This is a genomic window from Sutterella faecalis (genome assembly GCF_006337085.1).
GTDB classification, from domain to species: Bacteria; Pseudomonadota; Gammaproteobacteria; order Burkholderiales; family Burkholderiaceae_F; genus Sutterella; species Sutterella faecalis.
In genome coordinates, this window is sequence record NZ_CP040882.1 from 1,469,205 (window position 1) to 1,496,200 (window position 26,996).

At 56.1% G+C, this 26,996-nt stretch carries 20 protein-coding genes and 2 tRNA genes; 4 read left to right on the forward strand and 18 right to left on the reverse strand.

Going from position 1 to position 26,996, the window contains the following annotated elements; translation table 11 throughout:
• Positions 1–11: 11 nt before the first annotated feature.
• The 8 genes from pheS to FG381_RS05970 form a co-directional block, all read right to left on the reverse strand.
• Entirely contained in the window at positions 12–1,028 is a 1,017-nt protein-coding gene (gene pheS, locus FG381_RS05935) for a phenylalanine--tRNA ligase subunit alpha (RefSeq protein WP_139687970.1), read from the reverse strand.
• A 477-nt stretch (positions 1,029–1,505) separates the two neighbouring features.
• The gene (gene rplT, locus FG381_RS05940; RefSeq protein WP_139687971.1) at positions 1,506–1,856 is read right to left on the reverse strand and encodes a 50S ribosomal protein L20; all 351 of its coding nucleotides are present in this window, start codon (positions 1,854–1,856) and stop codon (positions 1,506–1,508) included.
• Between the two features lie 19 nt (positions 1,857–1,875).
• On the reverse strand, positions 1,876–2,073 hold the full coding sequence (rpmI, locus tag FG381_RS05945) for a 50S ribosomal protein L35 (protein WP_139687972.1): 198 nt from the start codon (positions 2,071–2,073) through the stop codon (positions 1,876–1,878).
• A 159-nt stretch (positions 2,074–2,232) separates the two neighbouring features.
• On the reverse strand, positions 2,233–2,784 hold the full coding sequence (gene infC, locus FG381_RS05950; RefSeq protein ID WP_374042067.1) for a translation initiation factor IF-3: 552 nt from the start codon (positions 2,782–2,784) through the stop codon (positions 2,233–2,235).
• A gap of 15 nt (positions 2,785–2,799) precedes the next feature.
• Positions 2,800–4,716, reverse strand: coding sequence for a threonine--tRNA ligase (gene thrS / locus FG381_RS05955; RefSeq protein ID WP_139687974.1), 1,917 nt, complete (start codon positions 4,714–4,716; stop codon positions 2,800–2,802).
• 176 nt (positions 4,717–4,892) lie between these two features.
• Positions 4,893–4,969 (reverse strand) — tRNA-Val (locus FG381_RS05960).
• A gap of 103 nt (positions 4,970–5,072) precedes the next feature.
• Positions 5,073–5,149, reverse strand: a tRNA-Val gene (locus FG381_RS05965).
• Between the two features lie 257 nt (positions 5,150–5,406).
• Entirely contained in the window at positions 5,407–7,527 is a 2,121-nt protein-coding gene (locus FG381_RS05970; protein ID WP_139687975.1) for a RelA/SpoT family protein, read from the reverse strand.
• A 982-nt stretch (positions 7,528–8,509) separates the two neighbouring features.
• Between FG381_RS05970 and FG381_RS05975 the strand changes: the two genes are divergently transcribed.
• Complete coding sequence (locus FG381_RS05975; protein WP_139687003.1) at positions 8,510–10,003, forward strand: ISNCY family transposase; 1,494 nt, start codon at positions 8,510–8,512, stop codon at positions 10,001–10,003.
• 201 nt (positions 10,004–10,204) lie between these two features.
• On the opposite strand, the gene FG381_RS05980 is transcribed toward FG381_RS05975, so the two are convergent.
• Complete coding sequence (locus tag FG381_RS05980; RefSeq protein ID WP_139687002.1) at positions 10,205–10,420, reverse strand: hypothetical protein; 216 nt, start codon at positions 10,418–10,420, stop codon at positions 10,205–10,207.
• Between the two features lie 737 nt (positions 10,421–11,157).
• Here FG381_RS05980 and iscB point away from each other — a divergent pair.
• Positions 11,158–12,426 (forward strand): RNA-guided endonuclease IscB, encoded by a 1,269-nt coding sequence (iscB, locus tag FG381_RS05985; protein WP_139687976.1) that lies wholly within the window; start codon positions 11,158–11,160, stop codon positions 12,424–12,426.
• 2 nt (positions 12,427–12,428) lie between these two features.
• Here the strand turns inward: iscB and FG381_RS05990 are convergent, their stop codons facing one another.
• Positions 12,429–12,716: a helix-turn-helix domain-containing protein gene (locus FG381_RS05990; RefSeq protein WP_139687977.1), complete on the reverse strand. Its 288-nt coding sequence runs from the start codon at positions 12,714–12,716 to the stop codon at positions 12,429–12,431.
• 51 nt (positions 12,717–12,767) lie between these two features.
• Here FG381_RS05990 and FG381_RS05995 point away from each other — a divergent pair, with 51 nt between their 5' ends.
• Entirely contained in the window at positions 12,768–12,983 is a 216-nt protein-coding gene (locus tag FG381_RS05995) for a hypothetical protein (RefSeq protein WP_139687002.1), read from the forward strand.
• Between the two features lie 201 nt (positions 12,984–13,184).
• Here the strand turns inward: FG381_RS05995 and FG381_RS06000 are convergent, their stop codons facing one another.
• The 7 genes from FG381_RS06000 to FG381_RS06030 form a co-directional block, all read right to left on the reverse strand.
• A complete protein-coding gene (locus FG381_RS06000) occupies positions 13,185–14,678 on the reverse strand; it encodes an ISNCY family transposase (RefSeq protein WP_139687003.1) in 1,494 nt (497 codons plus the stop codon).
• 715 nt (positions 14,679–15,393) lie between these two features.
• Positions 15,394–18,678: an autotransporter outer membrane beta-barrel domain-containing protein gene (locus FG381_RS06005; RefSeq protein ID WP_139687978.1), complete on the reverse strand. Its 3,285-nt coding sequence runs from the start codon at positions 18,676–18,678 to the stop codon at positions 15,394–15,396.
• A gap of 275 nt (positions 18,679–18,953) precedes the next feature.
• Positions 18,954–21,068, reverse strand: a complete 2,115-nt coding sequence (locus FG381_RS06010; protein ID WP_139687106.1) for an IS66 family transposase — start codon at positions 21,066–21,068, stop codon at positions 18,954–18,956.
• A 283-nt stretch (positions 21,069–21,351) separates the two neighbouring features.
• Positions 21,352–21,678, reverse strand: coding sequence for an IS66 family insertion sequence element accessory protein TnpB (tnpB, locus tag FG381_RS06015; protein WP_139687107.1), 327 nt, complete (start codon positions 21,676–21,678; stop codon positions 21,352–21,354).
• Positions 21,675–22,250: a hypothetical protein gene (locus tag FG381_RS06020; protein ID WP_139687979.1), complete on the reverse strand. Its 576-nt coding sequence runs from the start codon at positions 22,248–22,250 to the stop codon at positions 21,675–21,677. The genes tnpB and FG381_RS06020 overlap by 4 nt, the downstream gene beginning before the upstream one ends.
• Positions 22,251–22,324: 74 nt before the next feature.
• Positions 22,325–23,239, reverse strand: a complete 915-nt coding sequence (locus FG381_RS06025) for a hypothetical protein (RefSeq protein ID WP_139687980.1) — start codon at positions 23,237–23,239, stop codon at positions 22,325–22,327.
• A gap of 222 nt (positions 23,240–23,461) precedes the next feature.
• Positions 23,462–23,878 (reverse strand): hypothetical protein, encoded by a 417-nt coding sequence (locus FG381_RS06030; RefSeq protein WP_139687981.1) that lies wholly within the window; start codon positions 23,876–23,878, stop codon positions 23,462–23,464.
• Positions 23,879–23,916: 38 nt separating this feature from the next.
• Between FG381_RS06030 and FG381_RS06035 the strand changes: the two genes are divergently transcribed.
• Complete coding sequence (locus FG381_RS06035; protein ID WP_139686987.1) at positions 23,917–25,110, forward strand: IS110 family RNA-guided transposase; 1,194 nt, start codon at positions 23,917–23,919, stop codon at positions 25,108–25,110.
• A gap of 528 nt (positions 25,111–25,638) precedes the next feature.
• Here FG381_RS06035 and FG381_RS06040 read toward each other — a convergent pair.
• The gene (locus FG381_RS06040; RefSeq protein WP_165697846.1) at positions 25,639–26,973 is read right to left on the reverse strand and encodes a transposase; all 1,335 of its coding nucleotides are present in this window, start codon (positions 26,971–26,973) and stop codon (positions 25,639–25,641) included.
• Between the last annotated feature and the right edge of the window lie 23 nt (positions 26,974–26,996).

Below are 26,996 nucleotides of genomic sequence, written 5' to 3' on the forward strand. Positions count from 1 at the left end.
CTCCGCCGTTATCAGTTGAACTGCTTCAAGAAGCGCAGATCGCCCTCAAAGAAGAGGCGCAGATCGTCGATGCCGTAGCGCAGCATGGTGAGGCGCTCAAGGCCGGAGCCGAACGCAAAGCCGATGTACTTTTCGGGATCAAGTCCGTAGTTGCGCACCACGTTCGGATGCACTTCTCCGGCGCCCGAAATCTCAAGCCAGCGGCCCTTGCGCGGACCGCTCGTGAACATCATGTCGACTTCGACCGAGGGTTCGGTGAAGGGGAAGTAGGACGGACGGAAGCGGACGATCAGGTCGTTCGTCTCAAAGAAGCAGCGAAGGAAGTCGCTGTAGACGCCCTTCAGGTCCGTGAAGCTGATGTTCTCGTCGATCCAGAGGCCTTCGACCTGGTGGAACATGGGCGAATGGGTTGCATCGCTGTCGACGCGGTAGGTGCGGCCCGGGGCGATCACCTTGATGGGCGGCTGATGCGTGCGGGCATAGCGCACCTGCATGGGCGACGTATGGGGACGAAGCGGGAGCGGCCGGCCCTCGTCGTCGTTTCTGTCGACGTAGAACGTATCCTGCATCGAGCGCGCCGGATGGTTGGGGGGATTGTTGAGCGCCGTAAAGCTGAACCAGTCGCTTTCGATTTCCGGACCATCGGCAACATCAAATCCGATCGAGCGGAAGATTTCCTCAACGCGCATCCAGGTGCGGATCACCGGATGAATGCCGCCCTCTGAGCGACCGCGCCCGGGGAGCGTCACGTCGATCGATTCGGCAGCGAGCTTCTGCTTCAGAGCTTCGTCGGCCAGAGCCTCGCGGCGGGCGTTGAGCGCCTCTTCAACCTGGGCTTTGGCGCGGTTGATTTCCTGACCGCGCGCGCGGCGTTCTTCGGGAGCGAGCTTCCCCAGCTCCTTCATGAGCATGGTGAGCCGGCCGGTCTTGCCGAGGTAGCGCGCCTTGGCGTCCTCAAGCGCGGCAGCCTGCCCCGCCTCGGCGAATTCGCGCTTCGCGGACTCGATGAGTTCGGAAAGATCCTGCATTTTGTATTCCAAAACGTTGAAATCTGAGGGGCGCATCGAGCCTCTTCTCTCTCTGAATTTCAACCAGGGGAAAAGACGGGGTGCGTCCTGACGTTCGGCTCCAGGCACAGTCCGGCGGACGGCAAGGGATGAAATCCCTTCGCCAAAGTCTCTCACCGGACGTTCAGGCGGGCAGCCGAATTCTCGCGAAGCGCCGGATGCCCTTCAGGGGACCCCTGGACGCTTCACGCTGAAAGGGTGAATTCTACCTGCAATCCAATGAGAATGCTGAAAAATGATGGCAGGGAAGCTTCTTTTCAGGAACGAAAAGCCGATGTTTACGGCGCTTCAATTTTTCCCGCCCGCAAAGGGAATCCGAAGCAGGAAAGTTTCCGGAAACCCAAAAGAAAAAGAGACCCGGTTCACTGAGAAACCGGATCTCCTTCACGAATCGTACTTCGAAGGGAAATCCCCTCGAGTCAGCGACTCTGACCTCTATCAGGCGTTCTTGACGGAGGCAACGAGGGCGGCGAAGCCTTCCTTGTCGCTCACAGCCATGTCGGCGAGGACCTTGCGGTCAAGGCCGATGCCGGCCTTCTTGAGGCCGTTCATGAACACAGAGTAGGTCATGCCGTTGGCGCGGGTGCCGGCATTGATGCGGGCAATCCACAGACGACGGAAAACGCGCTTCTTGTTGCGGCGGTCGCGATAGGCGTACTGGCCGGCGCGCATAACAGCCTGCTTGGCAACACGGAAAACGTTGTTGCGGCGCAGACGGTAACCCTTCGAGAGGGTGAAAATCTTCTTATGACGAGCACGGGCCGTCACACCACGCTTCACACGAGGCATCTTTATCTCCTTTCTTTAATTAGGCGTAGGGCAGCATGCGCTTGACGGACTTGATATCCGACTCGTGCACCGTGACCATGCCGCGCAGCTGACGCTTGTTCTTCGTCGTGCGGTGGGAAAGGATGTGGCGCTTCGTGGCGTGGGCGCGCTTGATCGAGCCGCTGGCACGCGGCTTGAACCGCTTCGCAGCGGCGCGCTTGGTCTTCATCTTCGGCATTTGCCGTTCCTCTATTTTTAGATAAGTCCCAGGCGTTCCCTTCAATGCCGAAGAGACCCTTCATTGAGCCCGGACTTACTTGTTATGCCGGCGCGGCGATGAAACCGCACCGGCGAAAGTCAGCGATTCTACTCGACTTTGAATCGAAACGGTGAAAAATCAGCGCTTCTTTTTCGGGGCGAGAACCATGATCATCTGACGGCCTTCGAGCTTAGGCGCGTGTTCGACCTGAGCAACATCGGCGAGTTCGTCGCGCACGCGGTCCATGAGCTGGGCGCCAAACTGCTGGTGCGCCATTTCACGGCCGCGGAAGCGCAGCGTAACCTTCGCCTTGTCGCCGTCGGAGAGAAAACGCACAAGGCTGCGCAGCTTCGTCTGGAAGTCGTTCTCATCCGTTGCCGGGCGGAACTTCACTTCCTTGATCTGCACGACCTTCTGCTTCGCCTTCGCTTCCTGGGCCTTCTTCTGCTCCTGATAACGGAACTTGCCGTAATCCATCAGGCGGCAGACAGGCGGCACCGCATTGGGCGCAACCTCGACGAGATCAACGTCCGCGTCCTCTGCCATGCGAAGGGCTTCGGACGTGCGGACAATACCGATCTGGGCGCCATCGACGCCGGTCAGTCGGACCTCAGGAACTCGGATCTCACCATTGATCCGATGCTTTCTATCTTGAGCTATGGCTCTTCTCCCGAAAAATAAAGTGCTGATGCATTGGGCAGGCGGTTATTCACCGCTGCCGCGGCTTTCGTTCTCTGCGAGGATGCGGTTGAGGAAATCCTCCACCTTCATCACGCCGAGATCCTTGCCGCCGCGCATGCGCACGGAAACCGTTCCAGCCTGCGCTTCCTTCTCGCCGACGACGAGAATATACGGAATCTTTTGCAGGCTAAGTTCGCGAATTTTATAGTTAATCTTTTCACCGCGCAAATCACTGATCACACGAATGCGCGCATTGTGGAGCTTCTCAGCAACGCTCTTGGCGTATTCAGCCTGACCGTCCGTGATCGGAGCGACAGCGCACTGAACCGGAGCAAGCCACACCGGGAAGGCGCCGGCAAACTCTTCGATCAGCATGCCGATCCAGCGTTCGAGGGAACCGAGAATGGCGCGGTGCAGCATCACCGGAACCTTGCGGGTGTTGTCTTCGGCGACGTATTCAGCGCCGAGGCGGCCCGGCATCTGGAAGTCGACCTGGACCGTACCGCACTGCCAGGAGCGGCCGAGGCAGTCCTTGAGGTGATATTCAATCTTGGGACCATAGAAGGCGCCTTCGCCTTCGAGGATCTCATACTTGATCCCGAGCGCATCCAGGCTCGACATCAGAGCATGCTCGGCCTTATCCCACACGGCGTCTTCGCCGATGCGCATGGCCGGGCGGGTCGCCACCTTGTAGGCGATTTCCTTGAAGCCGAAGTCGGCATAGACCTTCTGAACGAGACCGGTAAAGTGCTCGCATTCGGCGAGGATCTGATCCTCGGTGCAGAAGATGTGGCCGTCGTCCTGCGTGAAGCCGCGAACGCGCATGAGGCCGTGCAGAGCGCCCGAGGGCTCATTGCGGTGGCACTGACCGAATTCGCCGAAGCGAAGCGGCAGATCGCGGTAGCTGCGAAGCTTCGAATTGAAGAGCTGAATGTGGCCCGGGCAGTTCATCGGCTTCAGCGCGTAGTAGCGGTTCTCCGACTCGGTCGTGAACATGTTCTCGCGGTACTTCGCCCAGTGGCCGGAGCGTTCCCAGAGGGAACGGTCGAGGAGCTGCGGCGCCTTCACTTCGTCGTAGCCGTTGTCCTGGTAGACGCGGCGCATGTACTGCTCGATCACCTGCCAGAGCGCCCAGCCGCGGGCATGCCAGAAGATCATGCCGGGGGCTTCGTCCTGAAGGTGGAAGAGGTCGAGTTCGCGGCCGAGACGGCGGTGATCGCGCTTTTCAGCTTCTTCGAGCATCTTGAGGTAGGCCTTCTGCTCGTCCTTGGTCGCCCAGGCCGTGCCGTAGATGCGCTGCAGCATTTCGTTCTTGCTGTCGCCGCGCCAGTAGGCGCCGGCAACCTTCATGAGGCGATGCACCTTGAGGACGCCCGTCGACGGGACGTGAGGACCGCGGCAGAGGTCGACGAAGTCGCCCTGGCGGTAGAGCGAAATCGTTTCGCCTTCGGGAATCGAGCTGATGATCTCGGCCTTGTAGTGTTCGCCGAGAGCCTTGAAGAAGTCGACCGCTTCGTTTCGCGGCATTTCCTCGCGAACGATGGGGATGTTCTTCTTCACGAGCTCGTCCATGCGCTCCTCGATCTTCTGAAGATCTTCGGGCGTGAAGGGACGCGAGTAGGAGAAGTCGTAGTAGAAGCCGTTTTCAATCGCCGGCCCGATCGTCACCTGCGCTTCCGGGAAGAGTTCCTTGACGGCCTGAGCCATCAGGTGCGCGGTCGAATGACGAATGATCTCAAGGCCTTCCGGATCGCGGCCCGTGATGATCGACACGGCGGCATCCGCGGTGACCTTGTGCGAGAGGTCCACGAGCTTGCCGTCAACCTTGCCGGCAAGCGCAGCCTTGGCGAGACCCGCACCGATCGAGGCGGCGATTTCGCCGACCGTCACGGCATCGGCATATTCGCGCTTGGAACCGTCTGGAAGAGTGACTACTACCATTTTTTTGAATCCTCACAAAAATTGCGGGCATAAAAAAAGTGCGGACCTGAGCCGCACTTTCTTTTGTTTTGAGTCTGCTGACAACAATGCGCCCACGCCCGATCTTAATGACGGAGCGCTGTTGTTCGCAAAGCCATCTGATTGAACGGCATCGTCAGCAATCCCAAAAAATATTCTGGTAGGCACGATTGGATTCGAACCAACGACCCCCACCATGTCAAGGTGATGCTCTAACCAACTGAGCTACGTGCCTGTCAAGGAGTTGATTGTATTGAACGCGTCCGCTCTAAGCAAGCTTTCATGTTCTCTACCGCCGGTTCCCTGTATCCGGCTTTTGCGTTTCTCTGAAGCTTATCTGGTAGGCACGATTGGATTCGAACCAACGACCCCCACCATGTCAAGGTGATGCTCTAACCAACTGAGCTACGTGCCTGATAGAGCTTCACGAGCAACGTGAGGTGTGAATTATATATAGCTTTTGCTAAAAAGCAAGAGGGCGCGGAAATTTTTTCTGATTTTTGATTATCACGGGCTATGGATCATTATTTATCTTTGTTTTTTATGGATTTAAAAGATATCCATTTTTTTCTTCGCGGTGTGTTTCAAATGACGCAGCCCACCGTGGGAGCGATGGGCTGTGTTTCTAGAGCGCTGTGCACCGGGCATCAGCTGCCAGGTAAAGGCAGAACCTTAAACACGTCGGGCCGATAGCACTCCAGGCACCTGCCTCAGGCTCGCGAGAACCATCTTCATGGCGTCGCCGCCCTTCACTTCAACCGCGAAGCGCATGTGCTGATCGCCCTTCACGAACTGCGAGTTGATGCCCGTGATGTGCACCTTCTCGCGCTGGAAGACTTCGGAGACGTCCTTCATGAGGCCGGGACGGTCCTGAGCGACGATGAGAAGGTCCGCGGGGTAGATCGATTCCGCGATGCCGCCGCCCCAGCTCACCTCAATCAGGCGGTCATGGTCCTGCTCGACCATGTTTCTGAGGTTCGGGCAGTCGGCGCGGTGAATCGTCACGCCTCTTCCGCGGGTGACGTAGCCCACGATTTCGTCGGGCGGCACCGGGTGGCAGCAGCGGGCGAGCTGCGTAAGAAGCGAATCCATGCCGACGACGAGGACCTTCCCCTTCTTGGAAGGTGCAGACTCCTGCCGTACGACCAGTTCGGGTTCCTTGGGCGCCTCTTCCTTCGGGGGCTGCACGGCCTGCGCGAGCGCAGTGAGCGTAATTTCCTCGCGGGCAAATGCAATGCAGAGGTCGTCGACGGAATCAAAGCCCAAACGCTTCGCAAGGTCGTCGAGCTTCACCGCGGTTTTCCCGAGACGCGCGAGTTCCTTGTCGAGCCTTTCGCGCCCTTCCTGAAGAAGCTGCGCGAGCTGCTGGGCGTTGAACCACTGACGGACCTTGTTGCGGGTGCGGGGGCTTGCCGCGTAGCCGAGCTCAGGATTGAGCCAGTCGCGCGAGGGCTGCCCGGTCTTCCCGGCAATGATCTCCACCGTCTGACCGGTCTTCAGCTTCGTATTGAGCGGCACCATAGCGCCGTCCACGCGCGCGCCGCGGCAGCGGTGACCGAGCTGCGTATGAACGAGGTAGGCGAAGTCGACGGGGGTAGCCCCTGCCGGCAGTTCCACCACGCGTCCCTGGGGCGTGAGGCAGTAGACGTGGTCGTCCTCCACCGCATGCGCATCCTTGTGGGGATCCGACCCCATGTCCGAACGCCAGGCGAGAAGCTGGCGAAGCCAGGCAACGCGCTGCTCCTCGGCGATCGACGCGCCGTTCGAATTCCCAGCTTCCTTGTAGCGCCAGTGCGCCGCAACGCCGAGTTCAGCAAACTCATGCATCGCGCGCGTGCGGATCTGGATTTCGATGGGGCGGCCCGCCTTATCGGTCACGACCGTATGAAGCGACTGGTAGCCGTTCGGCTTCGGGTTCGCGATGTAGTCGTCGTATTCCTTCGAGAGAATCGTGAAGTTTTCCTGCACGATGGAGAGCACTTCATAGCACTGCTCGACCGTGCCCACGATGATGCGGAGCGCCCTCACGTCAAAGAGCTGGTCGAAGCGCAGGTGCTTTCTCTGCATCTTCTTCCAGATCGAATAGATGTGCTTCGGGCGCCCGGAGATATCGGCTTCAATGCCGTGAGCCTTGAGAAGCGCCCTCACCTTTTCGACCGCGTGCTGCATGAATTCGAGGCGTTCCTCGCGGGATTCGTCGAGTTCATTCGCGATCTCGCGGTATTCCTCGGGGCGCGTGAAGCGAAGCGACAGGTCCTCGAGCTCCCACTTGATCTGCCAGATGCCGAGACGATTGGCAAGCGGCGCATAAATGGCGAGCGTTTCAGCGCCGAACTCCTTCGCACCCTCGGCTCCCGACGTTGCAAACCACCGAAGCGTCTGGAGGCGGCTCGCGAGCTTCAGGAGCACCACGCGCAGGTCCTGGCACATTGCGAGGAACATGCGGCGAAGGGCCTCAGGCTGCACGGCGGCGCTCGCTTCCTTGCTTTCCGAGCGGGCGCGCTTCGAGAGGTCGTTCATTTTGCTGAGCTCAGCAACAAGCCCGGCAACGGTGCTTCCGAAGCTCTTCGTAATCCAGTCTTCGGAGTTGGCTACGAACTTCGGGACGCTGTAGAGATAGGCCGCAGCCAGAAGCTCCGGGTCGTTGCGGATGCCGACAAGGATTTTGGCGACGCCCTCGGCGTGCGCGAGAACAGGTTCACCCGTTGAGAGCGTACGGCCGTTGTAGAGCGGCTCCACAAGGCTCTTCGCAAGTTCGGGATCAGCGACAGGACGATTCTCCGTCGTTTCCATGTTGGCTTTCTCCTCGTGTGTTTTCTACTCTTTGTTCTTCTCTTGCAGTCTTTTGAGGAGATATCGCGGCTTCTGCGGCCGGATGAATTCTCCTCCGAGTATTCCTATTCTAAGAAAGGAGGAGCAGGAAAGAGGCACACGCAATCTTTTCGATCGCATTTGCTTACGGAATCGTTTCGGAGCCAGAAGTCCCGGGCTGAATGCCAGCCGGCGAGATGAAGCGTCCTAGCGGCGGCTGCCCGCCGGATCCTAGACCCAAGGGTACCGACGAATCAAAAAGAATGTCGGGCCGCAAGGTTCCGGGATCAGAGACGAAAGGCTCAAGCAGGCCCGCGACCGTGAGAAGCCAACGAAAGACGATTTCTCCGACAGCGGATATGACAAAGCCCGGTGTTGGCGCACCGGGCCTAGTCGACTTCTTGAGAGGTTAACTATGGTTCAGCCCCATTCATTCCTCTCGTCAGAGATTGTACCGCCGATCAACTTCACCTGGACGGGTGATGTGTCGATTGTTAACGGTCAGCGTAAACGAGACTGTTTAGCCAACGACTTTGAGACGTGATACGCCAAGGATTTGAGACCATATACCGTATCTGACCGGGACGATATACCAACATCCTGTTGGCCTGGATACCTCCGCTACCACGAGACCCATTACCACTGAGACCCGATACCTCCGTAAAGAGAGATGGATTACCACAGGGATTGAGACTGCAAACCGCTCTGAATGAGACGGCATACCACTCTTGGTCAGCTTTACCTCTGCACTGAGACTACTTGCCCCAGCGGCAGAACTGCATACAAATGAATGGGACCCGATGCCATGACGAAATGAGATGAGATACCACAGCAATAAGACAGGATACCTCTGCATGAGACTACTGAATATGCTGAATATCGACAATGGTATTTCCTCTTAACATAATGTATTCCTTGGATATTAAGTCGAAATCCCTTCGGCTTAATTACCAAGGAGACTGCTATGTCGAAACAAGCAAGAAAGTCTCGGGGCCCTTCTGTTGTTGAGTCCGAAATCCCTCGGCTGACACCTCAGGAAATTTTTGAAGGCTACGAAAGGCATCTCTATAGCGTTGAGGATGCCAAGACATTGATGCAGATGCCTCGCAGCACGTTTATGCGGCATCTCAAGAACTGGCGAGAGACAGGTCGGCTGCCCTCACATACCGGTCAAGGGAATCGTGTTCCGGCCAATAAGCTCGATCCGCAGATCAGAGCGAGGATCATCGAGTTTGCAACAGGCAAATATGAGGGCTTCCAGGCAACCCTCCTGCATAAGTATTTGCTCATTGAGGGTATTGAGGTCTCCGTTGAAACGGTACGACGAATCCTGACAACACTTCGTCCGGAAGAAACTCCAAAGGAGCGCAGGTCGACCGCGCATAAGCTGCGCCGCCGCAGATCGAGCGTTGGGGAACTGATTCAAATTGACGGCAGTCCGCATCCATGGTTCGAGGGAACCGGAGACGATAACAGCTACGCGCTTCTCATCTTTGTCGATGACGCAACAAGCCGCATCATGGTCGCCGGCTTCTATCCAACAGAAACATCTGAAGGATATCTTCAGTTGCTGAATAAGTACATTGAAAAATATGGGATTCCATGGGCTCTGTACAGCGACAGACATTCCATCTTTGCCCCAGTAAATCCCTCGAAGAGCGGAAAATCCGAGGAAACACAATTTCAAAGAGTCTGTCGGGAGTTGGGGGTAACGGGGATACGGGCTAATTCGCCAGAAGCCAAAGGGCGGGTCGAGCGAACATTCAGCACGCTGCAGGGACGATGGCCAAAAGAGTTCCGTGTGCTGGGCATCAGAAATATGGCGGAAGCAAATTCACGAATGCCGGAATTGCTGGCGAGCTATAACCAAGAATTCGCAATTGCTCCCGCTGACTCTAAGGATAGCCACGCGCCGCTGCTGGAGGAAACGAAAGAACGCATTGAGCAGATCTTTGCCAGATGGCATACACGTATGATCAGCAGGAACCTGACGGTGTCCTACGGCAGCAAGACACTGCAGATTGTCGGGGTGGGCCGCTCCATGAGGGGAGCAATGATGAAGACTGAGTGCAATCTGCTGGAGTATGCCGATGGGCGGGTGGAAATCCTCTGGTGCGACGAGGTTGAACATCGCAAGCGGATCACCAAAGAGGGGCCGAGAATCCGAAAACGCTACCACGTGCTCGAATTCACGGAACACGACAGAACGAAATTGAAAATGTCAGTCGCAACACCGGAAGAAACGGCCAAGACACTGAATCACCGCGTTGATGAAGTGGGGCGTCAAAAGAAAGGAGACTCAGAAACGACGCAAAAGAGCCCCTGGCACGAAATGCAAAGGAGATCGGCTCTGAAAGCGATGGCGAAACGGGAGGAACTGAACCGAAAGATCGAAGAAGCGAAAGCAATCAATGCTCGTATTGCAGCAGCCAAGGAAAAGTTGAAGCCCAAGAGATAACTCAACGGTTGAAGCACCGTTGAGATGGTGGGTCGTTAAGGCGAATGCACCGCGCGCTGCGCTTGGATGCATCCGCCTTAACTAAATGATATCTCAGGGATTTCTGTCAAGCGACTTTCGCGGCATAAAGCTTCGCGCGTCTGAAGGCCGCGCTCGTTTATTCCACGTTCGCTTGACAGAGCTTGCCTCAGTGCCCGTAGGCTAAATGCCGGTACCGCCGCCAGGTGCCGAAGTGGAGCGCTCGGCCAGCACAATGCCCGCAAACCAATCCGCGAGCTCGCGCGTTACCAGAAAAGCCGCTGTGTAGCTTTTCGCCTCCTTGAAAAGATCAGCGCTGTTGTGAAACTCTTGCCGATTGCTGGTGTCACCCAGAGGGGCAGAAAAAGTCTCATTATCGCTGTGGGTTAGCAGTCTCATTTTTGCTGCCCGTTAACAAACGGGTGATGTGTCGATTTCCTTCGGAGATTCGACCTTTGCCATCCTCGTTCTCGTCGTTGCTCTGATCGTCTGGTACAAGCTCCGCGAGTAGCGCGCCTAAAAAAACGCGTGAGCGGGCCGCCTTGCCGTCTGGTGAGGCGGCCCTTCGTGTTTTCGGGAAGCTGAAACAATTTCCTCCAGTCACGTCGAGCCGAGCAGAAGCGCCTTGGATTGGGGATCTTTTTGATCGAGAACCCCAGGCGGCAGATCGGGCCCCAGGACAGTGGTGCACTTTTCATCCGCGTTGGAAGAGCCTCTGTGACCTGCTTTCTTCAAAAAAGCGGATTCTGCACGTAAACAACGCTTTGAAGCTGCCTTCTGCAGAAAATACCCGGTTATTTCTGATCCTCCACTAGAATCTGGGCTTTCGGTCCCGTTGATGTCGTATGGCTCTCCAGCCATTTGCGAATGGTCGAAGGTCAATCTACCCTCGGCTGAAGCCGAAGGCTTGTGAAAGCAAGACTTGATTGACTAGTCCAAGTGATCCGAACGAGTAAAACCGCAAGGAGAACTACGTTGGTTGGGAATTCATAGGCACCGTGGGATGTACATCCTAGTTCCACGCTCTGCGGCAGGCGATTAAAAGCTCTGAGGGAAAGGAGCGGTGTCGCCTGCATCAAACCCCTTCCAACATCGACGAAGGATGCTTACTGCCCGAAAGGGCATGGAGACAAAACTTGAGAGTATTTGTCATCAACCAGCGCGGCAAACCATTAATGCCATGCTCTCCTGCAAAGGCACGCGTGCTTCTGCGGGAAAAGAAGGCACGCGTGAAGCGCCGCACTCCCTTTACGATTCAGCTCACGACTGCAACGGGCGAAGCCAGGCAGGATGTCTCTCTTGGAGTTGACGCCGGCTACAGGCACGTCGGCCTTTCGGCTTCCACTGAAAAGGCCGAGCTCTATGCCAGTGAAGCCGTTCTGCGCGACGACATCACGGATCTCCTGTCAGCACGGCTGGCGCTGAGGCGAGCTCGCCGCAGCCGCAAGACCCGCTATCGGGCGCCGAGGTTCCTTAATCGTGTTCACAGCAAGAACAAGGGCTGGCTTGCGCCATCGGTCGAACAGAGAATTGCCTCGCACCTGAAGCTTGTCGAAAATGTCTGCCGGCTGCTGCCTGTAACGAAGATCACGGTGGAAACCGCGAGCTTCGATATGCAGGCTATTAAGAACCCGGACATTAAGGGCGCAGAGTATCAGCAGGGCGAACAGCTCGGCTTCTGGAACGTGCGCGAGTACGTTCTTTGGCGTGATGGTCATCAGTGTCAGCACTGCAGGGGAAAGTCGGGAGACCCGATCCTGAACGTGCATCATCTTGAGAGCCGGCGCACCGGCGGGGATGCCCCCAACAACCTGGTGACGCTCTGCGAGACATGCCACAAGGCATATCACGCTGGCCGGATCGACCTGAAGCTCAAGCGCGGCAGATCCATGAGGGCAGAAGCTTTTATGGGAATCATGCGGTGGACGTTCTTCAATCGTTTGAAAGAGATTTACTCTGGCAAAACGGTTGAGAACACGTACGGCTATCTGACGAAGCACACGCGCATCACGCACGGGATTGAGAAATCCCACTGCGCCGATGCTTACTGCATTGCAGGCAACCTGCGCGCTGAGCGTCTGCCGGACTACCTGTGGCAAAAGCAGGTCCGGAAGCACAATCGTCAGATTCACAAGCTGACGATCGGCAAAGGCGGCATTCGCAAGCGCCAGCAGACCCCTTTCGAGGTGAAGGGCTTCCGGCTGTTTGACAAAGTGCGACTTGGCGACGAGGAGGGCTTTATTTTCGGAAGAAGAAGCAGCGGTTATTTTGATGTTCGTCGGCTCGATGGACAAAAACTCTCAGCGGGCGTCAGTTTTAGAAAACTGCATCTGCTCGAAAAACGAACCACTTACCTTACGGTGCTCCTCCCTCGGCTGAAGACGAGGGTTTCCGCACCTGAATGAATCTATGAAATCCCTGTCATCTTCGTCACTTCGCTCCAGGAATAGCCCTGAAGCCGCAGGCGTATTGCGCGCTCCCTCACTGCCTTGGGGTAGCGGTACTGATTGTCGGCGAGATCCACCTTGAAGGAGCCCTTCAGAAAGGCGCGCCGCCAGTCCCGAAGGGTATTGGGGGACATGTCAAGAATTCGGGATGCCCGGATGTAGCCGATCCCGTGGCGGAAGAGTTCAAGTGCCTGAGCACGCTTTTCGTCCGTCGCAAAAGTTCGCGGACGGATCCTATTATACGCAATGTCGGGAGCAACCGACGGTACGGACTTTGTGACTGTTAACGGGCAGCAAAAATGAGACTGCTAACCCACAGCGATAATGAGACTTTTTCTGCCCCTCTGGGTGACACCAGCAATCGGCAAGAGTTTCACAACAGCGCTGATCTTTTCAAGGAGGCGAAAAGCTACACAGCGGCTTTTCTGGTAACGCGCGAGCTCGCGGATTGGTTTGCGGGCATTGTGCTGGCCGAGCGCTCCACTTCGGCACCTGGCGGCGGTACCGGCATTTAGCCTACGGGCACTGAGGCAAGCTCTGTCAAGCGAACGTGGAATAAACGAGCGCGGCCTTCAGACGCGCGAAGCTTTATGCCGCGAAAGTCGCTTGACAGAAATCCCTGAGATATCATTTAGTTAAGGCGGATGCATCCAAGCGCAGCGCGCGGTGCATTCGCCTTAACGACCCACCATCTCAACGGTGCTTCAACCGTTGAGTTATCTCTTGGGCTTCAACTTTTCCTTGGCTGCTGCAATACGAGCATTGATTGCTTTCGCTTCTTCGATCTTTCGGTTCAGTTCCTCCCGTTTCGCCATCGCTTTCAGAGCCGATCTCCTTTGCATTTCGTGCCAGGGGCTCTTTTGCGTCGTTTCTGAGTCTCCTTTCTTTTGACGCCCCACTTCATCAACGCGGTGATTCAGTGTCTTGGCCGTTTCTTCCGGTGTTGCGACTGACATTTTCAATTTCGTTCTGTCGTGTTCCGTGAATTCGAGCACGTGGTAGCGTTTTCGGATTCTCGGCCCCTCTTTGGTGATCCGCTTGCGATGTTCAACCTCGTCGCACCAGAGGATTTCCACCCGCCCATCGGCATACTCCAGCAGATTGCACTCAGTCTTCATCATTGCTCCCCTCATGGAGCGGCCCACCCCGACAATCTGCAGTGTCTTGCTGCCGTAGGACACCGTCAGGTTCCTGCTGATCATACGTGTATGCCATCTGGCAAAGATCTGCTCAATGCGTTCTTTCGTTTCCTCCAGCAGCGGCGCGTGGCTATCCTTAGAGTCAGCGGGAGCAATTGCGAATTCTTGGTTATAGCTCGCCAGCAATTCCGGCATTCGTGAATTTGCTTCCGCCATATTTCTGATGCCCAGCACACGGAACTCTTTTGGCCATCGTCCCTGCAGCGTGCTGAATGTTCGCTCGACCCGCCCTTTGGCTTCTGGCGAATTAGCCCGTATCCCCGTTACCCCCAACTCCCGACAGACTCTTTGAAATTGTGTTTCCTCGGATTTTCCGCTCTTCGAGGGATTTACTGGGGCAAAGATGGAATGTCTGTCGCTGTACAGAGCCCATGGAATCCCATATTTTTCAATGTACTTATTCAGCAACTGAAGATATCCTTCAGATGTTTCTGTTGGATAGAAGCCGGCGACCATGATGCGGCTTGTTGCGTCATCGACAAAGATGAGAAGCGCGTAGCTGTTATCGTCTCCGGTTCCCTCGAACCATGGATGCGGACTGCCGTCAATTTGAATCAGTTCCCCAACGCTCGATCTGCGGCGGCGCAGCTTATGCGCGGTCGACCTGCGCTCCTTTGGAGTTTCTTCCGGACGAAGTGTTGTCAGGATTCGTCGTACCGTTTCAACGGAGACCTCAATACCCTCAATGAGCAAATACTTATGCAGGAGGGTTGCCTGGAAGCCCTCATATTTGCCTGTTGCAAACTCGATGATCCTCGCTCTGATCTGCGGATCGAGCTTATTGGCCGGAACACGATTCCCTTGACCGGTATGTGAGGGCAGCCGACCTGTCTCTCGCCAGTTCTTGAGATGCCGCATAAACGTGCTGCGAGGCATCTGCATCAATGTCTTGGCATCCTCAACGCTATAGAGATGCCTTTCGTAGCCTTCAAAAATTTCCTGAGGTGTCAGCCGAGGGATTTCGGACTCAACAACAGAAGGGCCCCGAGACTTTCTTGCTTGTTTCGACATAGCAGTCTCCTTGGTAATTAAGCCGAAGGGATTTCGACTTAATATCCAAGGAATACATTATGTTAAGAGGAAATACCATTGTCGATATTCAGCATATTCAGTAGTCTCATGCAGAGGTATCCTGTCTTATTGCTGTGGTATCTCATCTCATTTCGTCATGGCATCGGGTCCCATTCATTTGTATGCAGTTCTGCCGCTGGGGCAAGTAGTCTCAGTGCAGAGGTAAAGCTGACCAAGAGTGGTATGCCGTCTCATTCAGAGCGGTTTGCAGTCTCAATCCCTGTGGTAATCCATCTCTCTTTACGGAGGTATCGGGTCTCAGTGGTAATGGGTCTCGTGGTAGCGGAGGTATCCAGGCCAACAGGATGTTGGTATATCGTCCCGGTCAGATACGGTATATGGTCTCAAATCCTTGGCGTATCACGTCTCAAAGTCGTTGGCTAAACAGTCTCGTTTACGCTGACCGTTAACACGGTACGGACTTTGTGACCGTCGGCGCCTTCGGCAGGCGTTTGCGCGGCGAGCGCTTTACTTGCGCAGGCATTTGAAGGCTTCCTCCATCTGATTGGGAAGGGAAAGATGAGAAGCAGAAAAGAAAGGCCCGGGACCGCTCTTTGGGATTAGGTTCCGAGCCCTCCAGACATGCGCCTTCCGCTTCTCCCCCGCGAGGGAATCACGGAGGAGAAGGAAAGTCAGGACTCTTTAGAAAAGAGCCTTAGAAGGCGTAGCGGACGTTGGCGTTGAACGAATTGTTCATGCGGTCGTCGCCACCGGCCGTGAGGCGATAGTTGAGACCGAACGTGAACGCGCCGTTCTGCGCTTCAACGCCGAGGGTGCCCTGGACCGGGTTCGTGTCAACAACACGGGTCGTTTCCGTGATGCCGCCGAAGTAGGTCGCCACAGCATCCTTGTCGCCGAAGGTCGGGACAACGGAGACGTCAGCCATCGGAGCGAGCTTCCAACCGTTCGTCTCGAAGGTCGAGGAGACCGCGACGCCGAGCGGAAGCTGATAGACGGTCATGTCGTCATAGTCAGCACCGTACTTGGAGTCGTCCATCGAGAGACGGGTCATGCGGATGCCGGCATGCGGCACGACATTGACGGAGCCCGCCTGAAGGAGGAACTCGGAGCCAACGCCGAACGTCCAGAGATCAGCGTCGAGGGATTCCTTGAAGGAACCGAGGACGTTGGTCGTCGAGAGGTCGTTAGAAGCCTGGGTGTAGCCGAGGTCAGCCTTCACGTTGAAGGAGCCGAACTGCTTCGCGGCGTAGACCGAGAAGCCGTAGTAGTCGGCATCGTTGTCAACCTTGGCGCCGTCGCCGACGGAATTGCCGTCACCGGTACCAACGTTGAACGCAACGCCCAGAACGCCGCCGCAAGCAGCCGTGTAGTCAAAGCCAAGGACGGCGCCGTAGATGTCGGCTTCATAGCCGGCATTAGAGCCGTAGAGGCGCTTGGCTTCGTTGGTTGTGCCGAAGACGTCGACCCACGGCGTCACGCCGACTTCACCGCGAGCGGAGTTGAGGTTCGTGATCGTCGTGCGGCGATCAAGAGCGGAGACAACTTCGTTCTGGTAGTCGAGAGCAGCGGTGAAAGCGCCGCCTTCAACAGCCATGTTCGTCGCGGCATTTTCAGCCTTCACGATCGTATCGATGACAGGGGCAAAGAAAGCCTCTTCTTCGCGATCACGCTCTTCAGGCGTCCATTCGGCACCGTTCTTTTCCGCGTACTTATCCCAAGCCTCTTCAGCAGACTTGAGGTACGGATTGGAAGTCGTCGTACCGAAGATGTCGAAGATGAAGGTATCAGCAACGGCGTTGCCGAATTTCACCTGATCGATTTCGTCTTCGATGACAGCTTGAGAGTGGAGTCCGAGTGACTTCACTTCAGCCATCACATCGGCGTCCTTGACGAGATATGCTTTGCCGTCTGCCGTTACAACATCGTAAGCCTGATAGAGCTGCGTCCCGACATCAATGCGCGTGCCGGAATTACGAACATCAGGATCGCTAGGTGTAGCGGCAACAGCACCGACGTTGGCATAATAGGCCTTATTTACGTCGTCATAAACAAGGACTGAATTGCCTACCTGACGGAGGTTCGCGAGAACGACCTTATCGACAGCAATGTTCGTCGGAGTCTTAGACGCGAACGCAATCACAGCCTTATCGGCAGCAGGAGCATAGCCGGAGGCCGCGAGAGCAGCCATATCGATCGCAACCGTCTTTTTTCCATTGACTTCATTTTCAGTACCGACGCCAGTGCTTTCCGCATTACCGAGCTGAACACCATCCGTGAAGTTCACAGCCTGCCCCACCCAGAGGGTGTTGTCGAGGACGTGATCAGCCTGATACGCAAGCGCGGCCGACTCATTGGCAGAGCCGATGACCAGAAGACCACCCTTCTTTTCGGAATCAACAGTGGCCCCATTAGAGCCAACCGTCACATTACCCGTGGAAACCTGCTGACCGACTTCATTCTTCTTCAGATCAGGAGCAGTGCCTTCGAGCACCATCACGCCGCCATAGACGTGTGAAGCTTCCCCAGCTCTGGTGGTTCCTGCAACCACAACATTCTTGCCGGCAAAGCGGCCATAGACATCCAGGCTGCCGCCATTGCCGAGTGTCAGATCCTGCGTCAGAGTCAGATCACCGGTTTCAGCGACAGTAAAGTTCTTGGTCGTAGTGATCTTGGCGTCGGTAGAACCCTTATCAATGCCGTCGATATCGTCTTCACCAAACTGCGTTTCAACGTCGAGCGTCACTTCGAGAGGCTTGGTCTCATCCTTAAGAGCATTCGTATAGAGAACCTTGCCTTCAGCGTCGCCGCGAAGAATGAGCTTATTGCCCGTCCCCGTGGAATCTTCACCGATAGTGAATGTCGTGTACTTCTGAGTAGTCGAAGCGTTGGGGGCCAGTTCCAGAGAACCGATCACCATTTCGCCCTTAACGGCAACAGCGGGCGTATCGCTATCCTGGTAGGCGGCAATAGCCGACTTGCCGGTATAGCCGACTTCCTTCGCATCAGCGAAAGTACCCTTCTTATGGGTGTCAGTCGAAGCGCCGACGAGAAGCGCATTGGCAAGTTCAACCTTGGCCTGCTTCGTGCCGGTGTTCTTCAGAAGTGCCTGATACTGCTCGAGCGTGTAGTTGAACTCAGCATCGTTGAGGCGGAGGACAACACTGCCAGCGTTCGTCGAATCATTCGTGATGCCGGTCTTCAGAGCTCCAATCGCTTCGATGCCAGTCTTTTCGGCAACAGGCTTGAAGAGCTGATCGCTCGTCGTAATGACATACGCCCCATCGCTCAGAGAAAGAAGACCGTTGTCCTTGGCACCTGTCTTGGATTCTGCCGCGAGAGTAATCGTACCGATTTCAGCTGAACCGCCTACGGTAACCTTGCCGAAGTTGCCAACGGTGAGCGTGCCAACTTCATTGTCACCACTCAAGCTGATCTGAGCCAGATTTTTATCAGCACCCTTGACGGAGAGAGTCTTAGTAGTGATATCGACGTTGGCCGTATTCGTTGTGGTCGAGTAGGCGCCAATCGTAATGTTTTCAGCAGTCAGCGAGCCGCTAGTCAGCGTAAGTGTAGCGTTCTGTGCATTCGTATTGTCGCTAGCAAGTTCGCCGCCGACTGTCAGGTCCTTGACCGTCAGTTCCTTGGCGTTGAGCTCGAACGTACCGAAACGACCAACTGTCACGGTATCAATGCTGACAGCATTGCCGGAAACGACTGCAGAACCACCGGAGTTTTGCGCAATACCCTTGACAGTCAGCGATTTGGCCGCCACGACGTTAGTTGCATCGGCAGAACCAATCGTAAGCGTAGTCGCCTTAGCATCTGCCTCCTTAACTGCCGTATTGTCAACAGCAATATCACCCGCATCCACAGCGCCGCTCAGAGTGAGCTGGCCGCCGTTCTTCACATTCACAGCACCAAGCACGGAGGCGCCGGCGAGAGTTGCCGTACCGGCAACATTGAGCGTCTTGGCATTCACGAGGCCATCGGCGTCTGTGGAACCTGCGGCAGCAGCTTTGCTCGTCAGAGTAGTTGTGGCCGCAACATCAAGAGACTCTGCCGTGAGAGAGCCGTTGGCATCAACGTGAGCTTCCCATAGGCTAGGAGGCTTTAAAAATGATTGACTTCAATCAAATTCCGGATATGCAGAGGGGCGCTGAGAATTCAGCGCCCCTCTGGCTGTCTGCTCCGGCAAGGAGCATGCGGCATGGTCGCTCAAGGCGGCTGCCTTGAGCGGATCCGTCAGGCCTTTGCCTAACTCCGCCGCTTTCGCTCCATGTATGCCGACGGCTCCCACGCATCGGCGTTGAAGCTCTCTATGTCCTTCGGGTCGAATGCAAACCGCCTCGAAAGTTCGAGCCCTTTGTCGGAGCGCCGGTTCAGCTCTTCATTCACGCAGTGTTCGAATATGGCGCGGCCATATTCATTCAGCCACTGCGTGGGCCGCTCGATGCCGTTGAGCCGCGCCGTTACAAAGAGCGTGTACCAGTCGCACATGCTCTGCATGTACTCCGGCGACTGCTTGAAATTGCAGCTGGTGCGCAGCACGCAAAGCGGCCTCAGGCTCCTCTCGGCTGCGGAGGAGTCCGGCGTCACATAGGCGTTCTCGAGAAACACCCGGAAGTTCTCCTTGTTGTTCATGTAGTAAACAACAGGCTTCGCGTACGGCGACATCAGCGCCGCCTCCCAGGTTTTCCCCTTCTTCACGGCGTACCTTTCAGCCAGCTTCACCATGATTTCATCGATCCGATCCATCAGCGGTTCGGCATGGGCTTTTCGGCAGTCCGTCACTCGTTTCATCCAGTCCGCCGGGTTTTCATCCTCCTGCGCCTTCAGCGTCGCCTCCCACTTGTAGATCTTGGAGATGGCGGCCGTTACCATCAGCAGGTAATAGGCGGGAGTGCCGGATCCGAGTGCTTCGGCAAGCTTTTCCCGGTTCGTCGGGTTTGTTACAGCGTCGTGCATGTTCTCCAGCTCCAGCGCGTCGTAAACGGTGCGCGTGAAATGCGCGAGGCACGACTGTCGTTCGATCTTCACGGCGCTCGCGCCGATAATGCTGTCGTACCCGGCGTAGGCATCCGTAATCCAGGTGCCGGCTTCATAGGAGCCGAGCACGCCGGCAATCGCCTCGGCGCTTCTGCTTTTGAGCCGGTTGAATACGGCAAACTGGTACTTTGCGCTCGCCGGGCTGGTAATCGTCAGCAGGTAAGCCTGCTTGGCGGCGTCCTCGTCGTCGAGCTTCGTTTTGCTCATCCCGGCCTGCTGCAGACAGCTGAATGGCGTTTCATCCGCGCAGATTTCAGCCGCCTTTCTGGCTTTCTTCAGGATGGCTTTGAGCAGCGGCTGGCCCAGTCCGGACGTTATCCAGTCGTGCATGTTCCGCGGAATCGTATCCCCGCTCATGGTCATTGCGGCCGTATTAAAGAGCGCATTGATGCGGTTCATCGGCATGCCGAGCGTCAGCATGCGGGCGCAGTCGAAAAGCAGCTCCTGCGACACGGTGCGGTTCAGATCCGCCGGCACGGGCACTTCCTCCGGAATGTGCATGTGATTCTTCCCGCAGGCGCGGCACTGCAGCACCGGGTTCTTTACATAAGTCCCCTCGAGCATGTCTTCAATGTGCTTGTGCAGTGTGCGCAGGAAAACCGTCGGCCCTTCCTGCTCAAAGAAGCCTTCCGTGCTGCCGCAGTAAGGACAGGTGCATCCCCGGGCATGCGAAATGCCGCCCTGCGTCGGAGCGGTCCGGCGATTGGGATCCGCCTGCTTGCCGGGCGGAATCTCCTCCGCCTTCGTGGTTTCGGGCACTGCCGCATTCGCAATGCCGGCCGCGGCTTTAAGCATCGCGTTGTCCGGGTGCTTTTCAGCTTCAGCAGCGGCAACTTCGCCGACGGTGTTCTTCGTCTCGGCGCTCTTTTTGTTGTTTTCGGCGATGGTCCGCTTCTTCTTAAGCATCTCCTTCACGGCTTCCGCCTTGCGGCGCTCCAGTTCAAGCTCTGCTTCCGCGAGGTCGCTCTTCGTTTGCTCGATCTGAGGTTCGATCTTGCCCTGGATCTGCCGGAACTGCCTGCGCAGGAGCTTTTCAATTCCCGGCAGTGCCTTCAGTTCATTGGCATCCATGCTGGCTTCTCGCAGAAGCAGGTCGATCACGGCTTCGCCCTTTACAACCAGAGCGGGGCAGTGTTTTTCGAGCAGCTCCAGCGCCTTGATGAGGAGCTGCTGAATCATGCTGAGGCCCTCAAACTGAAGCTGCGCGAGCTTGCGCGTGGCGCAATGCTCGCGGCGTTCGATATCAAGCGCAGCCTCAAGCTCGGCAATCCTCTTCTGGAGTGCTTCGATGGAGACGTTGATTTTTGGACCCTTGCGTGCCATGTCGATAGGGAGATCAGTTAAGAATTAATGGAAGTAATTTTACCGGCCGGAAGCTTAAATTTCACCGATATATCAATCGTTTAAAAGGCACTCCTAAGCCCGTTAGAGGCCCTCTGGACGGCCGGACAACCCCGGTGGCATCCATCTTGATTGCGTATGCCTAGAAGCGTTTTACGGTGCTTCCCGAGGCCTTCCTGAAGGCTTTGGAAGAAGTCGAATTTCATCGAATTTTCTTGATTTTCAATCATTTGATGAAGATCAAGAAAACGCTTTTCGAGCAGTCTCATCCGGTTTTCGACTTGCCGTCGAGAAAGCTGATCACCTCATCGGCGGTGAAGTTCAGCACCGTCTGAGATTCAAGCTTTGCCATGAAGCGGGCGAACTTCTGCTGATGCAGACGCCGGTAGAGAAGCCATCCGCCGCAGACGTCGGACCAGATGACTTTGGCCGTCTTCCGGTGCTTTCCGACAAATACGACCACATCGCCGCCGCCGTCAGGGTCGATGAAGAGACGTTCCTGCGCAAAGCGCGACAGCGCGGCATAGCCGTAGCGCATGTCCACGGGAGCCAGAACGATGGTGATGCGGCGGTCTCCAAAGTCGAGCTTCATTCTGCAAACCCTCCGGCAGAGATCATCTGCATGGCGAGGGTTTCCGGCGAGTCGGTTCGGAACCTGAGCTCTATGCCGTTGGGCAGCTTGATGAAAACAAGCGTTCCGCGAGGATCTGGATCAGTACTGCGGAGCCTGGTACTAATCTGAGGGCGCTGTGGAGGCGGAAGTTGTTGACCCATAGGAGCAGCTTGAAGCGGCTGGGGGTGTTCATCTTGTACTACTTGTACACGTCGTGCCAGCCGGAGGTGTACACCTGGTACACCTTGTACTCCTTGTGACCCTGCACTTTGTGCGCTGCGGGGTATCTCCCGGGCAACGAAAATGTTCCTGCCCGCCGGTTGTACAGGAATCGGCTCTTCCTGAGATGGCGCTCCATCAACGATCGGCTTGAATTGCGCATCCTGGATGATGGTTTTCTCAAGCTCAAGGAGTTTCTTATAGAAATAGTGAAGGCTGGGAAGCTTGCCGTTCTCTGAAAACTCGATGAGACGGGTGCGGTGAAAAGCGGTTTTCGACAGACCGCTGCGAAGGTAGGCGGCATAGGCCGCATCCCAGGCGATCATCCTCATGTCAGGCTCCAGGGAGGGTTGCAGTCCTGACAGGGTAGTAGCAGCCGCTTTTTCGCGCTCAAGCTATAGGAAGCTCACGCATCAACCGTAACGTTTCCCTTGAAAACCTTGTCGTAGCCCTTGATGTCATCGGCTGTGGCATCCGCGGCAAACAGACCAACCTTTGTACCTTCAACCGCAGCGTCCGCAATCGTCGTCGCACCAGCAAACACATAGTTGCCGGCAGCGATGTCAGACTTGACGCTAATCGTCGAGCCCGTGAAGGTCAACGTGCCTTCATTAGCAAATGTTGCATTCGCGATGGTGAGAGCTTTGTCAGTAGCCGCAACGATTTCAGCATTGGTACCGGCTTTGACGACAACCGAAGTCGTCTTTCCCGGAGTTACCATGTCGGTGTTGGCATCTTTCTTGTCAACAGTGCCCAGCGTCAGCGCGTCGACAGAGACAAGCTTAGCCGTACCAACCTTCGCTTCCGTACCGGAAACTCCGAACACGATCGTCTGGCCAGCGAGAGTCACCGGTTCAGCGGCGGCACCAACCGTCAGAGTGGCATTCTTAGCGGCAGCATCAGTCTTGCCTGAGACGGAAATGATCGACAGCGTGCCGGCGCCATCAACGGTGCCGACCTTCTTATCCGTTCCAACCACCTCAAGTTCGCCGCCCTTAAAGGTGACCTTGACATCATCGTTAAGCCTGTCTCCGGCATCGAACTGCTGTTCTGTCGCGGGCTTCTGGCTGTTCATACCCTTGACGGTACCGACAACGGTAGAGCTGTAAGCTCCTTCCGCATCGGTCGTAATCGTGATCTTCGTCCCATTATCGAGCGTGACAGTCGAGAGATTGTCGATAGCAAAAGCGGATCCAGCCGCAAGAGCCACCGCCGCAGCGATCACTGTCTTCACAGCCTTGCCCTGATAGGAGGAAGCCTTCTCGCTCGTCACGACTGTGCCGCGTGTGAGAGAACGGGCGACCTTGAAAGTCTTATTCATTTTTTGGGTTAACTCCAAATCAATTGATTTCCTTAACTGTCCTCCCTGAAAGAAGACAGTTCATGCCCATCCGGCACTCCCATGGAGAGCGCGCGGTTCTGAGCACGAACTGATCCTAAAAAAATCAAATCAACGGTGAGGGGTAACCCTAATAGACCTTATAAAATCACGCCTATCAACTGCTATCTATCACAGTAATTAAAAGAACCTCAATTCTTCCCACTATAGTGAGCCGGAAGAGCGTTCCTTTCGAGGGCGACCTCTTGGGCGAGGAGGCCCATAGATGATCGGCCGAACTCTGGGGCGCCCCGGCTTGCGCTTCGGCTGGGGGTTTACTTCCTGTGCCTCCGTCTGTTCCGGTTTTTTGCGCGGCCGGCCGCGTTTTTTCGGATCCGGCGCTTTGTCTTTGCCGGGCAAGGCGAGCTCCAAAGCCGCCAGCAGCTCTCCATCGCACTTCAGCAGACGATTCCAGTATTCGTCATCAACCTGCGGCAGGCTCTCCCGCGGCGCCTTGCGATTGCGCCAGCACGTTCTGAGCGAGTCCATGACATCCCCGAATGTTGCATTGTCGAGTACTCCTGCCTTAATGACATGGACCACCCACTGCATCGAACCCGTTCGAGCGAATGGGCGCGACAATAGGTGTATCTACCTCTAATACCGCAGGAGGCCATGCCATGACAAAGAAGCATACGCAAACGACGCTTGATGTTTCCATCGAATATTCCGCGATCGGGCTGGACCTCGCCAAATACGACGTTTCCTTGGCAGCGGTGACGCTCAACGAGGGAGAAATTATTTGTATCGACCGCGTGACTTATGCTGAGCTCTATGAGCTTGCCGACAAGCTCTCCCCGACGCTGTTTGCAGTTGAACCGTGCTGCGGCTACTCGCAGCTTGCCCTTGAGCTCGAGGCTCGCGGCCATGAGATGCGCGTTATCAACGGCAAAGTCGTCAAGATGTGGATCGACACGCATATGTCGGGCCAGAAAACCGACATCAACGATGCGCTCGCGCTTGCCCGGCTGACGGCCGATCCGGATCTTCGGCCTATTCGCGCGAAATCTCTCGAAGAATGCCGCATTATGACGGTGCAGGGCGTGCGTCAGCAGCTGATCGGACAACGTACGAAGACGCTCGTCAGCTTCAAGGGCTTTGCCCAGACCTGGGGAATCCACATGCCTGCCGGCAGGCGCAATCTCAAAAAGATGCGTGAAGCCGTGGAAGCTAAGGCAGACATGATGGGCGACGCAGCTGTCTCTGCTCTGACGACGATGCTTGACCGCGTGAAGACGCTCGATGATCAAATTCATCAGCTCGACAAGGACCTTGAAGCACTGGTCAGCGCCAATGCCAACGGCAGGCTGCTGAAGAGCGTCATGGGCGTCGGCACTCAGATCGCCGCCCGCTTCATTACGGTTGTCGGCGATGTAAAACGGTTTGAAACGTCACGCTCGCTTGTTGCCTACATCGGATGCGTGCCGAAAAATTACATTACGGGGCATGTGAATAAGCCCAGACAAAAGAAGAGCTCTGCTCCCGACCTGAGCAGCAAGGGCCAGGGGCGAATCAGCCGCCGCGGCGACAAATTGCTGAGATCCCTGCTGATGCAGGGTGCGGCCTGCATCTACATGCAGTACTGCAAGAGGCAGCTGCCCGACTGCCAGCTCACAAAGTGGATTGACAAGCAGCTGGCGGTGAGGAAGCCCTACGGCAAGATCATGGTGTCGCTGGCGGCGAAACTCATCCGGATCGCATGGGCGGTGCTCACCTACGGCAAAAAGTTCGACATCCACAGAGCGGGCGTCCCCCGCTCGGTGCTGGCGGCGATGGCCGTTCAACCCAGCAATGAGGCTGCCGCTGCAGCATGAGGCATCGGCAATTCCATAACTAATCGCGTGAAATGAGAAACCCTTTTCTGTAAGGCTTGTCCGACAGCTATTCATGTCGAATTGCACTTGATGCATGTGGCTTTTTATTGGCAAGGACAAGACTTCTGATGAGTTCATTTTGGCCATGGCATGCAAGCATGCCGACAGGCCTGAGAGATTAACGGAAGCGGCCTCTCTCGTTGATGCGTGATTACTGGGACTGGAATACTGCCGGCAACAACCAAAATGACATAACACGGATTAGCCGATGTAGGGTCGCTAAGTCCGAATGCGGGCTGCGCTTCGCTTGTCGCATTCGCACATAGCGACATTGTATCGGCGGAGGTCCTGTAAAGCGGCTTACGCGGCATATGCTCCGCTCGGCCTGAAGGCCGTGCTCGCTATTCCACGACCGCTTGACAGGAATAGGCTCAGTGCCTGAAGGCACCAGGCCAGCAATGCCGCCAGCTGCCGCTATAAGGCGCTCGACTAACTCACTGCCCGCAGCTTCGCTCCTGAGCTCGCGCGTTACCGTACTTGGAGCTTGACAAACGTGGGTGGTCCAGAGATCGACATGCGCTTCACAATGCGGGATGTCAGGATGGAGGCAATGAGGTCTACGAATTCGGATCCGCGGACGGAGTAGTCGGACTGGACCCGGGTTACGCCGAAATCAAGGCTGTTCTTGTAAACATCGAAGAACATCTCAAGCTGCCAGCGCTGTTCGTAGCATGCGTAGACCTCAGCGCACGTCATGTCGAGATCCGACTCAAAGACGATTGTTCCATACGAGCCGCAATGCTCATCGTAGTTCTTCTTGTCGTATGAATCGCTCCTGCGCTGGCGGTCCATGAAGGAGTTGTCTTCCGCCTGAGCCTTCCACGAATCCCTGAAGGAGTAGAGGAAGCGCCCGTTTCCCATCTTTACCTTTTTGCAGCGGATGCGCTTATCAATGCCGCGCAGACAATCCTCGAAATCGAGCATGGCGTTCTCTGCAATCTTCTTGTCCGAGCGCTTCAGCGGCGTGAGGAAATGAAGCCCTTCATGCTTTCGGAGCAGGCCTTCAATTGCCTTGGGAGGGAATCCCTTGTCCGTGATCAGGACGCCTCGTTCGATTTTGTTTTCCGAAACGAATGAGCTGTAGGCGCGGGCGTCGATCATATTGCCCGGATAGACCTGTGCGCACAAGGGTTCCTGTGCTTCAAGGTCATAGGCGTAGAGGACGGAAATCTCTTTGCAGCCCTTGACGCGAGCCTTTCTTGAGAAGGCAGACAAATCATTGACGATGCTTGTGTTCTGCTTGAGCGTTCCATCAATGATGATGTGGTGATCCCTGCAGACGGCGGCGAGCCGTGCGGTGATGAAGGCATTCATCTTGCCGGCGTCCTGGCCGAGCAGGTTCAGGAACTTGCTGATGGTGTTCTCAGAGAGAGGCAGTCCGGGGTAGAAAACCGAGATGAAGGACTTTTCGTAATGCTGACGGCAGCGGGAGATCTTGATGCCCTTGTGCTCAATGCGGAGCAAGGCGAGCGCAAGAATCATGCAGGCGTCCTTGACGTCGTAGACCTTGAAGAGCTCATCGTCGAGCCCTCGAAGTTCGTCGTGAAGCAGTGCTGCGGCCCCGTAAGAGAGATAGTCGGGACCGTCTTCTGCAAGACTCGCTGCGGACTGGCGAGGCACAAACTTGCCGTCAATGATGTGCCCAATGACCGGCCCGTTCACCGGGCGCGGGTTGCAGCCGGGCTTGCATATGGAAGCCCGACGACTGTGAACCGCATAGCGCTTGGCGCCATTGCTGCCGCTGTCGATGACAACGGTATTGCGCGGTCTCGGAACCTTGCGGATGTGCTCTGGAACGGCCATGGAAATATCATTGATAATATCAT

Bases quoted from the DNA above. Each gene is read 5' to 3' on its own strand.
- pheS (WP_139687970.1), bottom strand. From the start codon at position 1,028: ATGCAGGATCTTTCCGAACTCATCGAGTCCGCGAAGCGCGAATTCGCC.
- rplT (WP_139687971.1), bottom strand. From the start codon at position 1,856: ATGCCTCGTGTGAAGCGTGGTGTGACGGCCCGTGCTCGTCATAAGAAG.
- rpmI (WP_139687972.1), bottom strand. From the start codon at position 2,073: ATGCCGAAGATGAAGACCAAGCGCGCCGCTGCGAAGCGGTTCAAGCCG.
- thrS (WP_139687974.1), bottom strand. From the start codon at position 4,716: ATGGTAGTAGTCACTCTTCCAGACGGTTCCAAGCGCGAATATGCCGAT.
- FG381_RS05970 (WP_139687975.1), bottom strand. From the start codon at position 7,527: ATGGAAACGACGGAGAATCGTCCTGTCGCTGATCCCGAACTTGCGAAG.
- FG381_RS05975 (WP_139687003.1), top strand. From the start codon at position 8,510: ATGTCGAAACAAGCAAGAAAGTCTCGGGGCCCTTCTGTTGTTGAGTCC.
- FG381_RS05980 (WP_139687002.1), bottom strand. From the start codon at position 10,420: ATGAGACTGCTAACCCACAGCGATAATGAGACTTTTTCTGCCCCTCTG.
- FG381_RS05995 (WP_139687002.1), top strand. From the start codon at position 12,768: ATGAGACTGCTAACCCACAGCGATAATGAGACTTTTTCTGCCCCTCTG.
- FG381_RS06000 (WP_139687003.1), bottom strand. From the start codon at position 14,678: ATGTCGAAACAAGCAAGAAAGTCTCGGGGCCCTTCTGTTGTTGAGTCC.
- FG381_RS06010 (WP_139687106.1), bottom strand. From the start codon at position 21,068: ATGGCACGCAAGGGTCCAAAAATCAACGTCTCCATCGAAGCACTCCAG.
- tnpB (WP_139687107.1), bottom strand. From the start codon at position 21,678: ATGAAGCTCGACTTTGGAGACCGCCGCATCACCATCGTTCTGGCTCCC.
- FG381_RS06020 (WP_139687979.1), bottom strand. From the start codon at position 22,250: ATGAGGATGATCGCCTGGGATGCGGCCTATGCCGCCTACCTTCGCAGC.
- FG381_RS06025 (WP_139687980.1), bottom strand. From the start codon at position 23,239: ATGAATAAGACTTTCAAGGTCGCCCGTTCTCTCACACGCGGCACAGTC.
- FG381_RS06035 (WP_139686987.1), top strand. From the start codon at position 23,917: ATGACAAAGAAGCATACGCAAACGACGCTTGATGTTTCCATCGAATAT.
- FG381_RS06040 (WP_165697846.1), bottom strand. From the start codon at position 26,973: ATGGCCGTTCCAGAGCACATCCGCAAGGTTCCGAGACCGCGCAATACC.